Below are 13,954 nucleotides of genomic sequence, written 5' to 3'. Positions count from 1 at the left end.
GCGCTGACCATCTGAACGGACGCGCAGCCGACAGTGCTGCGCATGCACACCACCGAGGGCCCGTCCGTGAGGCGGGCCCTCGGCATGTCGTCCGGCGATCATCGTTACCCTTGCGGAGCCGATGAGTACCTCTGCTGCCAGCCACCTCAGTCCCGCCTTCCCGGAGCGGGCCGCGTGGGGTACCGCCGCGAAGCTGCGTGCTTGGCAGCAGGACGCGCTCACGGCATACCTCGAGGCGGATGCCAAGGACTTCCTGGCGGTCGCGACGCCCGGTGCCGGCAAGACGACCTACGCGCTGCGCATCGCCGCCGAGCTCCTGGAGAGCGGTGAGGTCGAGGCCATCACGGTCATCGCGCCCACCGAGCACCTCAAGACGCAGTGGTCCGAGGCGGCCTCGCGCGTCGGCATCCAGCTCGACCCGAAGTTCTCCAACTCCACCGCCGTCCACAGCCGTGAGTACGACGGTGTCGCCCTGACCTACGCCCAGGTGGCAGCGCGGCCGGACCTGCACCAGCGCCGCACGGAGTCGACCCCGACGTTCGTCATCCTCGACGAGATCCACCACGGGGGAGACGCGCGCAGCTGGGGCGATGCCATCCGGGTGGCCTTCACGCCCGCGAAGCGACGGCTCTCGCTCACCGGGACGCCGTTCCGGTCCGACTCCAACCCCATCCCGTTCGTGCGCTACGAGATGGACGAGGCCGGGATCGTGCGTTCCGCCGCTGACTACACCTACGGGTATGCCGCCGCGTTGCGTGACGCCGTCGTCCGTCCCGTGCTCTTCCTCGCCTACGGCGGCGCGATGCGGTGGCGGACCAAGGCCGGTGACGAGATCGCGGCCCGCCTCGGCGAGCCGCTGACCAAGGACCAGACGGCCCAGGCCTGGCGCACGGCGCTGGACCCCAAGGGGGAGTGGGTGCCGTCGGTGCTCGCTGCCGCCGACAAGCGGCTCACCGAGGTACGACGCCACGTGCCCGATGCCGGCGGGCTCGTCATTGCGACCAACCAGACCACTGCTCGTGCCTACGCCAAGATCCTGCACTCGATCACGGGGGAGAGGACCACGGTCGTCCTCTCCGACGACGCCGGGTCGAGCCAGCGGATCGAGGAGTATGCCGCGGGTCAGTCGCGCTGGATGGTGGCGGTGCGCATGGTGTCCGAGGGCGTCGACGTGCCCCGCCTCTGTGTCGGCGTCTATGCCACGTCGACCTCGACGCCGCTGTTCTTCGCGCAGGCCGTGGGTCGCTTCGTGCGGGCGCGCAAGCGCGGGGAGACCGCCTCGGTCTTCCTGCCGTCCGTGCCCACGATCCTCGAGCACGCCGCGTCGATGGAGCTCGAGCGCGACCACGCCCTCAACCGCAAGAGCGACCCAGAGGCCGAGGCCTCGATGTGGGCTGAGGAGGAGAGCCTCATCGCGGCGGCCAACCGCACGGACAGGACGATGGGACTCGAGGACGAGAGCTTCGAGGCGCTGGAGTCCGATGCGCACTTCGACCACGTGCTCTTCGACGCGCAGCAGTTCGGGCTGCACGCCGACGTCGGGTCGGACGAGGAGCAGGACTACCTCGGGCTGCCCGGCCTGCTCGAGCCCGACCAGGTGTCGGTCCTGCTCCACGAACGACAGGCCAGGCAGAGCAGCGCCCCCGGGCGCAAGCCCCGTGCCTCGGAGGCCCCGGTCTCGGCCCACCGCGCGCTCGCAGCGCAGCGCAAGGAGCTCGACAAGCTCGTCGCGGCCTATGCCAAGAAGACCGGGTCACCCCATGCCAACGTGCACATGGAGCTCCGAAGGGCCTGTGGCGGACCTGAATTGGCGGCCGCGACGTCCGAGCAGGTGGCCGTCCGGATCGACAAGCTGAGGCTCTGGTTCGTCGGACGCCGCTGAGGGCCTCGACCCGGCGGTCAGTCGTTGCCCCGCTGGGCGGACGCCTCCACGAGCGGTCCGGTGCGGTGGTCCAGGTGGGTCACGAGGCACATCGAGGTGTTGGCGCGCAGGACGTGGACGTCGTCGATGATCTCGTCGATGACCCGGCCGAGGTCGGCGTTGTCCCGCGCGACGACGCGGACGATGAGGTCGCCGACGCCCGTCGTCGAGTGGATCTCGAGGACCTCGGGGATGGCAGCGAGGTGAGCCACGACGGGCGCGTGCCCCTGCCGTTGGCGGATCTCGAGCGTGCAGAACGCCGTGACCGGATAGCCCAGCGCTGCCGGGTCGACCTGGGGGCCCATGGCCGAGATGATCCCGCGCCCCTGGAGCCGGTCGAGCCTGGCCTGGACGGTGCCTCGGGCCACGCCGAGGCGCCGGGAGGCGCCGAGCACCCCGACGCTCGGGTTCTCGGTGAAGAGAGCGATGAGGCGCGCGTCCAGGGCGTCGATGCCGTCGGGTCGGATCATGGGCACAGTGTCAACCTGATGCCCCTCCCAGGGCAAGACGGTGCGCAGACTGTGCAGCGCGGCGGCATACCGTTGCACATCGTGCGTGGGTCAGACACCCTGCAACCATGACCGACACCACGATGACGACCCAGGCCACGGACGCACCGGCGCAGCCCGGCCAGCTCGACCTCACCCCTCAGGAGCGCGAGGCCAACCTCGACCTCGACCAGCTCAAGCAGCTCGTCGGACTGGTCGAGTACGACGAGACCAAGGACCCGTTCCCCGTGACCGGCTGGGACGCCATCGTCTTCGTCGTGGGCAACGCGACCCAGGCGGCGCAGTACTACCAGTCCACCTGGGGCATGGAGCTCGTCGGCTACTCGGGTCCGGAGCACGGCAACCGCGACCACAAGGCGTTCGTGCTCAAGTCGGGCTCGATCCGCTTCGTCCTCAAGGGCGCCGTCAGCCCGGACAGCCCGCTCATCGCCCACCACACCAAGCACGGTGACGGCGTCGTCGACATCTCGCTCGAGGTGCCCGACGTCGACAAGTGCATCGCCCAGGCCAAGGCCGCCGGTGCCCGCGTCGTGCAGGAGCCCGAGACCGTCTCCGACGAGTTCGGCTCCGTGCGCATCGGGGCGATCGCGACCTATGGTGAGACCCGCCACACCCTCGTCCAGCGCACCATCGACGGCCAGACGTATGCCGGCCCCTACCTGCCGGGCTACGTCGCGCGCACGTCGACCTTCACCAAGCGCGACGGTGCGCCCAAGCGGCTCTTCCAGGCGCTCGACCACATCGTCGGCAACGTCGAGCTCGGCAAGATGGACGAGTGGGTGACCTTCTACAACAAGGTCATGGGCTTCGTGAACATGGCCGAGTTCATCGGCGACGACATCGCCACCGACTACTCGGCGCTCATGTCCAAGGTCGTCGCCAACGGCAACCACCGGGTGAAGTTCCCGCTCAACGAGCCGGCGATCGCCAAGAAGCGCAGCCAGATCGACGAGTACCTCGACTTCTACCAGGGCCCCGGCGCGCAGCACCTCGCGCTCGCGACGAACGACATCCTGCGCAGCGTCGACGAGCTCCGCAAGGAGGGCGTGGAGTTCCTCGACACCCCGGACGCCTACTACGACGACCCCGAGATGCGGGCTCGCATCGGTGAGGTCCGCGTCCCGATCGAGGAGCTGAAGTCGCGCAAGATCCTCGTGGACCGTGACGAGGACGGCTACCTGCTGCAGATCTTCACCAAGCCGCTCGGCGACCGTCCGACGGTCTTCTTCGAGATCATCGAGCGCCACGGCTCGCTCGGCTTCGGCAAGGGCAACTTCAAGGCCCTGTTCGAGTCGATCGAGCGCGAGCAGGACGCGCGCGGCAACCTCTGAGGTAGCCGCCCCAGAACGACAGGCGGGGTATGCCGGGTGGTGACACTCCGGCATACCCCGCCTTTTCGCATCCCTGCCCGCCGCATTATCGGGTCACCCGATAAAGGGGCGCTCGACCCTGTTTGGCAACTCGGGTGGAGCGGCACATTGTCGGGTCGCCCGATAATGCGGCCGTCGGCGTGGCGTCACGCTGTTGACAGTGACGTCATGGTGGTGTCATCATGACGTCATGGAACTCACGAGATATGTCGACTCGCTCCAGCAGCAGCTGGCCGTTGCCGCCGCAGCAGGCGGTCCGGAGGCGGAGGCTGTCGCCGAGCGGCTTGCGGCGCCGCTGGACTCCGCTGTTCGGCTGACCCTGCAGGAAGCGGTGGTCGACGCTGCCGCCGAGATCACGCTCGCACTGGCCCCGGCGTCGGTCGACGTCCGCCTCGCGGGTCGCGGTCTCGCCTTCGTCGTCTCCGGTGCTCCCGAGACGCCCACTCCAGTGACGTCACCAGTGACGTCATCACCCACGACCGAGGACGGAGACGAGGGGGGAACCTCCCGCATCACCTTCCGCCCCTCCGACCGGCTCAAGGCCGACATCGAGACCGCCGCCGAGCGCGAGGGCCTCTCCGTCAACGCCTTCCTCGTCCGCACCCTCACCCTCGTGGTCCGACCGAGCGGTCCGAGCGCGTCGGCACCCCACCCCACGACCGCAACGGTCTCCACCCCCCAGGGCGGCCAGCGGCTGTCCGGGTGGGTCCAGTGACCTGCGCCATGACCGCCACCGACCACCCGCAGGAGCTCTCCATGACCACCTTCGACACCCCCGCACCCATCCGGGCGCGCGTCCGGCTGCATGCCGGCAGCGTGCGCGCCGTCGCCTCCGACACCGACCACACCGTCGTCACGGTGACCCCGTCCCGCCCCGACCGGGCAGGGGACGTCGACGCCGCCGAGCGCACGAGCGTCACGCTGGTCGACGGTGTCCTCGACGTGGCCGCCCCCCGCGACCGGGGTATCAGCCTCGTGTGGCGCCCGGCCTCCGTGGAGGTGCTCGTCGAGCTGCCGAGCGGCTCCCACCTCGACGCCGAGACGAGCGCCGGCGACATCGAGGCGACCGGGCGGCTCGGCGAGTGCACCCTCAAGACCTCAGCGGGCAACGTGCGCGCCGACGAGGCCTCTCGCGCGCAGCTCCGGACCTCGGCGGGCAACGTCGACGTCCGGCGCGCCACCGTCGAGGCAGACCTCAACACGAGCGCCGGCAACGTCACCCTGGGGGACAGCGGCGGCCGCGCCACCCTGCGGGCCAGCACCGGCGACATCTCCGTGGGCCGCAGCTCCGGCCACCTCGACGCGCGGACGTCCTACGGACAGATGCGGGTCGACTCCATCAGCCAGGGGGAGCTCACCCTCGCCACCGGATACGGGTCCATCGACGTCGGCGTCCTCGATGGGACGGCGGCCAGGCTCGACGTGTCCTCCAACCACGGGCACGTCCGGAGCGAGCTGTCGCCGACGCCGGGCCGCCCCGAGGGCGCAGAGCTCACGGCGACCATCGCGGCCGTCACCAAGTACGGCAACATCACGATCAGGAAGGCACTGTCATGACGACCACCACCGGCGCCCCGCCGGCCACGGCCACGCCGGCCATCGCGGTCAAGGGGCTGCGCAAGTCCTACGGCGACGTGGCGGTCCTGCAAGGCGTCGATCTCGAAGTTGCCTCGGGGAGCATCGTCGCCCTGCTCGGCAGCAACGGCGCCGGCAAGACCACCCTCGTGCGGATCCTGTCCACGCTCCTGCAGGCCGACGCCGGCGAGGCGAACGTGCACGGGCTCGATGTGGTCTCCGACGGCGCCGCCGTGCGGGCGGCGATCAGCCTCACCGGGCAGTTCGCGGCCGTCGACGAGGTCCTGACCGGCCGAGAGAACCTCGTCATGATCGCCCAGCTGCGACACCTCAAGGAACCGGGTCGGATCGCCGACGACATCCTCGAACGGTTCTCGCTCACCGATGCCGGCGGTCGACGCGTGGCGACCTACTCCGGCGGCATGCGTCGCCGGCTGGACATCTCCATGAGCCTCATCGGCGACCCGCGGGTCATCTTCCTCGACGAGCCGACGACCGGCCTCGACCCCGAGGGCCGCCTCGAGGTGTGGGCGGCCATAAAGGAGGTGGCGGCGCAGGGCACGACCGTGCTGCTCACCACGCAGTACCTCGACGAGGCCGAGCACCTCGCCGACCGGATCGCCATCCTCCACGAAGGCCGGATCATCGTCGACGGGACGTTGGCCGAGCTCAAGGCCCTGCTGCCTCCGGCAGAGGTCGAGTACGTCGAGAAGCAGCCCAGCCTCGAGGACGTCTTCCTCGCGGTCGTCGGCGCCAGGAAGAACTGAGGAACACCGATGAGCACCACCACACCAGCGACCGCCCACTTCTTCGGCGACACGGCGGTCCTGCTCCGCCGCTCACTTCGCCACATCGCCCGCAGCCCCGACACCATCATCACGACCCTGGTCATGCCGATCGCCATGATGCTGCTCTTCGTCTACGTGCTCGGCGGAGCGATCCGCACGGGGACCGAGTCCTACGTGAGCTACCTCCTGCCCGGCATCCTCGTGATCACCATCGCCTCCGGGATCTCCTACACGGCGTTCCGCCTCTTCCTCGACATGCAGGGCGGCATCGTCGAGCGGTTCCGGTCGATGCCCATCGCGCGCTCGTCGGTGCTCTGGGCCCATGTCCTCACGTCGCTCGTGGCCAACCTGCTGTCCCTGGTGGTCGTGCTCCTCGTGGGACTGGGGATGGGATTCCGTTCCGGCGCAGGGCCGCTCGCGTGGTTGGCGGTCCTCGGCATCCTCGTCCTGCTGACCCTGGCCCTCACGTGGGTGGCGGTCATCCCGGGCTTGAGGGCGAAGACGATCGACGGCGCCAGTGCGTTCGCCTACCCGCTGATCTTCCTGCCGTTCATCAGCTCCGCGTTCGTGCCGACCGACAGCATGCCCGGGCCGGTTCGGGCCTTCGCCGAGCACCAGCCGATCACGACGATCGTGGACGTCCTCCGTCGGCTGTTCACCGAGCAGCCCGTGGGCAGCGACATCTGGACCGCCCTCGCCTGGTGCGTCGGCATCCTCGTCGTCGCCTACGTCGTCGCGGTCCGCACCTACCGGAGCAGCGTCGCCGTCTGACCGGACCACCGAGAAGCCGAACGTATGCCGTGGGGCCGCCCCCACGGCATACGCTCGTCTTCATGGGATATGAGTACAAGGTCGTGCAGATCCGCGAAGGGCTCGTCGGCGGCAAGATGTCGGCAGGCAAGCTCGAGTCGGTCCTCAACGAGTGGGCCGCCAAGGGGTGGCAGCTCAAGGCCGTCACCGCTGTCGAGGTCAAGGGCCGCATCGGTCCGGGAGGCACCGAGGGCGTCCTCGTCACCTTCGAGCGCGCGCTGAGCTGACCTCGGCGCGCGACGCCCCGCCTCTGACTGCGCACGCGTGGGGAAGGGTCCCAAGGCGGTGTGACATCCTGCGAGGCATGAGCACGCCGAGCAGCGCCGGGTGGTACGAGAACCCGGACAACCCCGATGAGCTGCGCTATTTCGACGGCATCCTCTGGACCGCGAACACGACGCCCCTGCGCAAGCGGCCGCAGCAGGGCCCACCGGTCGTCCCCCCGTCGTCGGGACCGCAGCCGAGACCCGAGGGCTGGGGTCCGCAACCGCACCAGCAGACCGGTCATCCGGAGCCGCACGCCGCGCGCCCCGGTCCCTCGGACGTGCCCGGTCAGCCGATGCTCGCCTCCTACCCGCTGCGCGTCGTGGCCTACCTCATCGACATGCTCGTCGTCGGTGCTCTCTCACTGCTCTTCGGAGGTTTCTTCCTGTTGAAGGCCTTCGAGCCGATCGCTGACCGGCTCGACGCAGCCGTCGTGAGTGGCGACGTGGGTGCCATCAGCGCGGCGTTCGCCGACGTGCACTTCGGCTACCTCGGAGCCTTCCTCGCCATCCAGCTGCTCCTCTTCGTCGCCTACCAGTTCCTCTGCCTGCTGAGATGGAGTGCGACTCCGGGCAAGCTCGCCGTCGGGATCAGCGTGCGTCGGCTCGACCGTCCGGGACTGCTCGACGCCGACACCGCCATCCGTCGGGTGGGCTTCCAGGCAGCGGCCCAGGCACTTGGCAACATCCCGTTCCTGGCGGTCTTCGGGACGTTCCTCATCATCGCCGACCTCGTCTGGCCGCTGGCCGACGCCAGGAAACAGGCCCTGCACGACAAGGTCGCCAAGACCATCGTGGTCAAGGGCAAGGTCCAGCGCTGACCCGTCCGGTACGGGCCCCTGCGGGTTCGCCTCGTTGACGAAGAGATCGCGTCAACGACGGACGACAGGGCTGGTGGACTCCCAGATGTAGGTCGCAGGACGGAGGACGACACGGTACTCACGTGAGGCCGAGGTCGTGTAGGTGTAGCTGTAGGTCCCACTCGTCGTGGAGTAGACGTCCTTCAGCCCGTTCCAGGTGCTGCTGCCGGGGGTGCGCCACTGGATCTGGCCGCGGGCCCCCGACCATCCGATGAACTTGCGGCCACCAGCCCAGTAGCGCATCGCCGTCGTGCGCACGTTGACCTTGGACCCTGCTCGCGTCGCGGTGACCCGGCCGTAGGAGCCGTAACGCACATCGGTGGAGTACGGGCCGTACTGGTCGACCTCGTTAAAGTCTGCGTCGAAGGCACCCTCGGGGTTCCACGCCCACCGACCCACGGCATCGAAGTCGTAGAGCTCCCACGGCTCGCTCGATGTGCCGTCGTACAACATGAAGGTCTGCGTCCCCTGCGTCGGGTGGACTGCTTCCCAGGCTGCGAGCTCGACACCGGCCGCAGCACAGTTCGGACCCAGCGGCACGTTGATTGCGCGGTAGGGCGTGGTGATGGAAGCGCGGGTGGGGACGTGCATGGAGCAGGTCCCTGCATTCGAGCTGCTCGCCCCGGTTCGGGCGTCCCTTGCTGCGTCCAGTGTCTGCTCCGCCGCGTGCGCTTGGGCAGCGCGGTCGGCTTCGACCTGACCGGGACCCGGCTTGGTGTCGGCGGAGACGCTCCCCGCGGAGATGCCCCATCCGCTGGCAGCGATCGCGACAGCGAGTGTGACGTGGAACGACCGACGCATGGTGAGGCCTCTCGAGTTCGACGGATGAGTTGAGGCGTGACCATACATATCGAGGTCCACGGGCGCGCGACGGACGCACGGACCCGCCGCAGAGTTGCCCCTAACCTGCCGCTCTCGGGGCGCGCGTCATCAGGACCCGGTCACGGCCGGCCGGATCGTCCCCACGCACTCGCCGAGCGAGATCCTCGTGCCGTCCGGGCCGGGTGCGCTCGCGCGCAGGATGACCGTGTCGTCGTCCTCGAGGAAGGTCCGGGTCGAACCGTCGTCCAGGGTCACGGTTTCTTGACCGCCCCAGGAGAAGCTCGAGGAAGGAGCCGCGCTCGGCCTTCTCGGGTCCCGAGATGGTGCCAGACCCGAAGAGGTCCCCGCTGCGCAGCGTCGCTCCGTTGACCGTCATGTGCGCGATCATCTGGGCCGGTGACCAGTACATGCTGCGGTAGGGCGGGCGCGAGACGACCGTGCCGTTCCACTCGACCTCGTAGGTGATGTCGAGCCCGTATGCCGTGCTCGCACCGTCGTCGGTCGGCTCACCCTGCAGATAGGGCAGGGGAGCGGGGTCGGACTGCCCCGGGAGGGGCACCCGCGCGACGCGCAGGGCATCGCTCGTCACGACCCATGGTGAGATCGTCGTCGCGAACGACTTGCCCAGGAAGGGTCCGAGCGGGACGTACTCCCAGGCCTGAAGGTCGCGCGCGCTCCAGTCGTTGAGGAGGACGACGCCGAAGAGGTGGTCGTCCGAGTCGGCAACGGAGACAGGCGAACCCAGCTCGGTGCTGCCGCCGACGATGAAGCCCAGCTCGGCCTCGATGTCGAGGCGGACGCTCGGCCCGAACACGGGGACGGGCTCGGTCGGTGGCTTGCGCTGCCCGGTCGGCCGCACGACGTCGGTGCCGGAGACGACGACCGTTCCGGACCGGCCGTGGTAGCCGATCGGCAGGTGCTTCCAGTTGGGGGTGAGCGGTTCGGAGTCCGGGCGGAAGAGGCGGCCGACGTTGGTCGCGTGGTGCTCGCTCGCATAGAAGTCGACGTAGTCGGCGACCTCGATCGGGAGGTGCATGGTGACCTGGTCGAGGGGGATCAGGTGGGGCTCGACGCAGTCCCGACGGGCCGGGTTGGTGAGGACCTCCACGAGCCACTCGCGGGCGGCGGTCCACGCAGGTCGCCCCAACGCGAGGAACGGGTTGAGGGACGGCTGCTGCCACACGGCATACGACTCCATCCCGGCCTGCTCGGCGCAGGGCGCGAGGTCGAGGACGTGGTCGCCGATGCGGGTGCCCACCCGCGGTGTCGAGTCTGCGGTCGAGAAGACGCCGTAGGGAAGGTTGCTGATGCCGAAGGGGTGGTCGGCGGGCAGGTCGAGCCAGGTCATGAAGGGTTCTCCTCAGGGAGGTCGAGGTCGAGCAGGCCGAGGTCGTCGAGCTCGCCGATGGGGTCGGTGACCTCACAGCATCCGTATGCCGTGAGGAGACTTCGCAGACGTGTCGTGTCGGCGTCGTCGAGGGACTCCACCGCGTCGGCGAGCAGGTGTGAGTCACGTTGTGCCAGAAGGGCTTCGACCGCCACGAGGGCTCCGTCGTGGGCTGCCGAGTGCACCGCGAGCAGGACGTTGAGGAGCCCGTGCTGGGGCTCGCCGTCATGCTCGGCGCGGACGGCGTGGTGCAGGCCGCCGGTCAGCTTGAAGGGAACTCCCAACCGGGCGGATTCGTGGATGAACGCCGCGAGCTCGGCCTCGTCGGGCCAGGCCCACGTCGGGGTCGCTCCCGTGCGGAACTTCGCCTGGACGACGTGGCCAGCCTCGTCGACTCCTGCGCGGATGTCGTCGAGCGCACGGCGATGGTCCGCGCCACGGGGCACCTCGAGCGTCAGGGGCAGCGGGCCCACGGGGAGGGTGCGCCAGCCGGGGAACCAGCCGAGCTCGGCACCGACGGCAACCACACTCGCCTCGGCCTTCAGCCGCTCCACCACGTCGAGGACGACTGAGGGGTCGACCCCGGGGCGAGCGATCAACCCGACCTCCAGCGGATTGTCCGACGCCGTGTCGACGGAGGTCAGGAGCGCCTCCACGTCGGAAGCGGGGACGAGCAACGGACCGATGAGGCCGGCATACGCCGCCTGTCTGTGCACTCGGTGGCGGGCGACGGCGACGTCGAGCGGTGCATTGCCGGGAGGGAAGACGGCGGCATCGTCGATGAGCCCTGCGAGCAGGGCGGTGGGCGCCGTTGACATGGCCGACACGCTACTAGGCTGAGGGAAGCAGGAGTTTCGACACGTACTCGACACAAAGAGGTGGAGACCAAGTGGCGCACTACCAGTCGATGGGCAGCATCCCGCCCAAGCGGCACACGCAGCACCGGCGACCAGCCGGGCGTGGCAAGACCGGCGAGCTCTACTACGAGGAGCTCATGGGCGAGGAGGGCTTCTCGTCAGACTCCTCCCTGCTCTATCACCGGGGCATCCCGTCGACGATCGTCGATGCGCGGGTGTGGGAGATCGGCGACCTGTCCACGACGCCGAACCACCCGCTGAAGCCGCTCCACCTGCAGCCGCACAAGCTGTTCGATGAGGGTTCAGGCGCCAAGTCCGTCAAGACGACCGATGTCGTCACGGGCCGTCGCCTGCTGCTCGGCAACGGTGACGTGCGGATCTCGTATGCCGTGGCCGGCGCCACGAGCCCGTGGTACCGCAACGGCATCGGCGACGAGTGCGTCTACATCGAGCGCGGCGCCGCCCGGGTCGAGACGATCTTCGGCGCCTTCGACGTCGCGCAGGGCGACTACATCATCATCCCGCGGGCCACGACGCACCGCTGGATCCCGAAGGGGTCGCGCAAGGAGCCGCTGCGGGCCTATGCCATCGAGGGCAACAGCCACATCGCGCCGCCGAAGCGCTACCTCAGTAAGTACGGCCAGCTGCTCGAGCACAGCCCCTACTGCGAGCGTGACCTGCGGACGCCGCAGGGGCCGCTTCTCGCCGAGGACATCGGCGAGAAGGAGGGCGCAGAGACCGAGGTCTACATCAAGCACCGCGGCTCCGGCCCGGCGGCCAGTGGCGGCATCGTCGGGACCGTCCACACGCTGCCGTTCCACCCGCTCGACGTCGTGGGCTGGGACGGCTGCCTCTATCCCTACGTCTTCAACGTGCGCGACTTCGAACCCATCACCGGCCGCGTGCACCAGCCGCCGCCCGTGCACCAGGTCTTCGAGGGCTGGAACTTCGTCGTGTGCAACTTCGTGCCGCGCAAGGTCGACTACCACCCGTTGTCCATCCCGGTGCCCTACTACCACTCGAACGTCGACTCCGACGAGGTCATGTTCTATGTCGAGGGCGACTACGAGGCGCGCAAGGGATCGGGCATCGGCCAGGGCTCGATCTCGCTGCACCCGGGCGGACACGCCCATGGTCCGCAGCCGGGCGCTGCGGAGGCGTCGATCGGTGCGGAGTACTTCGACGAGCTCGCCGTCATGGTCGACACGTTCCGTCCGCTCGACCTCGGCGAGGGTGGGTTGGCGTGCGACGACGGCAAGTACCACCTCAGCTGGAGCGGTGGCCGGGGCGGCCGCCGCTGAGCAACCGCCACTGGCGCCGCGCCTCGACCCACCCGCATACGAGGGAGTCGAGCGCGGCGTCGCCGGTCGCGGCGTGCACCAACCAGACCCGGTCGAGGTCGCTGGGGCGCGGGGCGCGGTTCTCCCACGTGATGCGCCGCTCGGCGAGCAGGTCGAACATGTCGTCGCAGAGGTGGGCTGCGATGACGGTCACCGCGTGCGCGCTCTGGGCGAGGGCGTCGACCCGGGCCGCCGCCACGCGTCCTCCGCCCACGACGAGCACGTGCCGGTCCGGCGTGGGGAAGTCGAGCAACCTCACCGTGTCACGGTGTCTGTCTGTAGTCATGAGTCATCATCGCGACGCTGGGTTGCGGTGGGTGTCACGCTGCGTTACGTCTGGGTTGCCCGACGGGTTCACTCGGCAGGGCTGAGGCCGAGGCGGTAGCCGCGTTTGACGACGGTCTGGACGAGGGCGCGCCCTCCGGCGTCGCGCAGGCGGCCGATGGCCACTTCGGCGGCGTGCGGGTCGGTCGAGTCGCCCGGGAGCACGGCGAGGACTTCGGCCCGCGACACGACGCCGCCCCCGGCGTCGACGAGGAGCCGCAGCACGGACAGCCCGCTCGGTGACAACGGCAGGACATGGCCGTCGAGCAGGGCCACGGTGCGCCGCACCTGGAGGTGACCGTTGACGGTGGCCACGGCCGACGACTGCGCCACCTCGTAGTGGTGGACGAGGCGTCGGACGAGCGCCCCCAGTCGCCCTCGGTCCGGCACGATCGGCTCGATCCCCCTGTCCTGCAAGGGAAGTGCTGTCACCGGTCCGACCGCGGCCGCGACGAGGCAACCGGAGGCGCAGCGGGCGACGATCCCGTCGGTGACCCCTTCGGCGTCGGCGGCTGCCAGCCAGGCGTGCGCTCCGGGTGCCGATGTGAACACGACGGCGTCGATCTCGCCGGCGGCGGCGTCGCGCACCGACTGGGCCAACGCTGCGGGGTCCGGCGTCGGCCCCCACCGATAGACGACGAGGCTCGCGACATCGGCTCCGGCGGCAGCGAGCTCGGTGTCGAGACCGTCGGCGCCGGCCCCATGGTGTTGCACGGCGATGCGCAGACCCGCGACGCCCTCGTCGAGCAGGAGCTCGAGGATCTCGGCGGACGTCTCGCTCTCGGCGACCCAGTCGGCGGTGAGCCCAGCGGCCTGGATGGCGCCACGCGCCTTGGGTCCGCGGGCGATGATCCGGGCACGACCGAGCACGAGGACCAGGTCGTCGGCGAGACCCGCGGCGTCGGCCGCCTCGATCCAACCCCTCAGGCCGATGCCGGTGGTGACGACCACGACGTCCGGCGGGGCGGCGAGCAGCTCCTTGGTCGCGATGAGCAGGTCGTCGTCGTGCTCGTGGGGGACGATCGTCATCGCCGGCGCATGGCGGACGGTGGCACCACGCCTGACCAAGGCGGACGACAGCTCGGCCGAACGCCGGTCCGCGGTCACGAGGACGACGCAACCGGCCAT

At 69.7% G+C, this 13,954-nt stretch carries 14 protein-coding genes and 1 pseudogene; 9 read left to right on the top strand and 6 right to left on the bottom strand.

The genetic code is table 11. The features are described from left to right. The first annotated feature begins 121 nt into the window (after positions 1–121). Positions 122–1,882, top strand: coding sequence for a DEAD/DEAH box helicase (locus tag ACZZ98_RS01960; RefSeq protein WP_463514705.1), 1,761 nt, complete (start codon positions 122–124; stop codon positions 1,880–1,882). Between the two features lie 17 nt (positions 1,883–1,899). Here ACZZ98_RS01960 and ACZZ98_RS01955 read toward each other — a convergent pair whose 3' ends face one another. After that, positions 1,900–2,391, bottom strand: coding sequence for an Lrp/AsnC family transcriptional regulator (locus ACZZ98_RS01955; RefSeq protein ID WP_463514704.1), 492 nt, complete (start codon positions 2,389–2,391; stop codon positions 1,900–1,902). A gap of 107 nt (positions 2,392–2,498) precedes the next feature. On the opposite strand from ACZZ98_RS01955, the gene hppD reads away from it, so the two are divergent. From hppD to ACZZ98_RS01920, 7 genes are all read left to right on the top strand, one after another. Then, positions 2,499–3,761: a 4-hydroxyphenylpyruvate dioxygenase gene (gene hppD / locus ACZZ98_RS01950; protein ID WP_463514703.1), complete on the top strand. Its 1,263-nt coding sequence runs from the start codon at positions 2,499–2,501 to the stop codon at positions 3,759–3,761. Between the two features lie 229 nt (positions 3,762–3,990). Beyond that, positions 3,991–4,515, top strand: a complete 525-nt coding sequence (locus ACZZ98_RS01945; protein WP_463514702.1) for a histidine kinase — start codon at positions 3,991–3,993, stop codon at positions 4,513–4,515. Between the two features lie 41 nt (positions 4,516–4,556). Continuing rightward, positions 4,557–5,357: a DUF4097 family beta strand repeat-containing protein gene (locus ACZZ98_RS01940; RefSeq protein ID WP_463514701.1), complete on the top strand. Its 801-nt coding sequence runs from the start codon at positions 4,557–4,559 to the stop codon at positions 5,355–5,357. Further along, on the top strand, positions 5,354–6,142 hold the full coding sequence (locus tag ACZZ98_RS01935; protein WP_463514700.1) for an ABC transporter ATP-binding protein: 789 nt from the start codon (positions 5,354–5,356) through the stop codon (positions 6,140–6,142). The genes ACZZ98_RS01940 and ACZZ98_RS01935 overlap by 4 nt, the downstream gene beginning before the upstream one ends. Before the next feature lie 9 nt (positions 6,143–6,151). After that, complete coding sequence (locus ACZZ98_RS01930) at positions 6,152–6,934, top strand: ABC transporter permease (RefSeq protein ID WP_463514699.1); 783 nt, start codon at positions 6,152–6,154, stop codon at positions 6,932–6,934. Positions 6,935–6,996: 62 nt separating this feature from the next. After that, complete coding sequence (locus ACZZ98_RS01925; RefSeq protein WP_380085274.1) at positions 6,997–7,200, top strand: DUF4177 domain-containing protein; 204 nt, start codon at positions 6,997–6,999, stop codon at positions 7,198–7,200. A gap of 77 nt (positions 7,201–7,277) precedes the next feature. Beyond that, positions 7,278–8,057: an RDD family protein gene (locus ACZZ98_RS01920; protein WP_463514698.1), complete on the top strand. Its 780-nt coding sequence runs from the start codon at positions 7,278–7,280 to the stop codon at positions 8,055–8,057. Positions 8,058–8,108: 51 nt separating this feature from the next. Here ACZZ98_RS01920 and ACZZ98_RS01915 read toward each other — a convergent pair whose 3' ends face one another. The 3 genes and pseudogenes from ACZZ98_RS01915 to ACZZ98_RS01905 all read right to left on the bottom strand — a co-directional run bounded on the left by ACZZ98_RS01915 (position 8,109) and on the right by ACZZ98_RS01905 (position 11,123). Further along, positions 8,109–8,897 (bottom strand): hypothetical protein, encoded by a 789-nt coding sequence (locus ACZZ98_RS01915; protein ID WP_463514697.1) that lies wholly within the window; start codon positions 8,895–8,897, stop codon positions 8,109–8,111. A gap of 129 nt (positions 8,898–9,026) precedes the next feature. After that, positions 9,027–10,266, bottom strand: a pseudogene (fahA, locus tag ACZZ98_RS01910) (fumarylacetoacetase). After that, positions 10,263–11,123 (bottom strand): hypothetical protein, encoded by an 861-nt coding sequence (locus ACZZ98_RS01905; RefSeq protein WP_463514696.1) that lies wholly within the window; start codon positions 11,121–11,123, stop codon positions 10,263–10,265. The pseudogene fahA and the gene ACZZ98_RS01905 overlap by 4 nt, the downstream one beginning before the upstream one ends. A gap of 71 nt (positions 11,124–11,194) precedes the next feature. Between ACZZ98_RS01905 and ACZZ98_RS01900 the strand changes: the two genes are divergently transcribed. Beyond that, positions 11,195–12,463 carry a homogentisate 1,2-dioxygenase domain-containing protein gene (locus tag ACZZ98_RS01900; RefSeq protein ID WP_463514695.1) on the top strand — a complete coding sequence of 423 codons (1,269 nt, stop codon included), beginning with the start codon at positions 11,195–11,197 and terminating at the stop codon, positions 12,461–12,463. Here ACZZ98_RS01900 and ACZZ98_RS01895 read toward each other — a convergent pair. Both ACZZ98_RS01895 and ACZZ98_RS01890 read right to left on the bottom strand, forming a co-directional pair. Continuing rightward, entirely contained in the window at positions 12,429–12,788 is a 360-nt protein-coding gene (locus tag ACZZ98_RS01895) for a precorrin-2 dehydrogenase/sirohydrochlorin ferrochelatase family protein (protein ID WP_463514694.1), read from the bottom strand. The two genes, ACZZ98_RS01900 and ACZZ98_RS01895, sit on opposite strands and share 35 nt — an antisense overlap. 68 nt (positions 12,789–12,856) lie before the next feature. After that, the gene (locus ACZZ98_RS01890) at positions 12,857–13,954 is read right to left on the bottom strand and encodes a uroporphyrinogen-III synthase (RefSeq protein WP_463517706.1); all 1,098 of its coding nucleotides are present in this window, start codon (positions 13,952–13,954) and stop codon (positions 12,857–12,859) included.

This window comes from Knoellia sp. AC549 (assembly GCF_979258975.1).
This window is presented reverse-complemented; position numbering and strand designations above follow the sequence as displayed.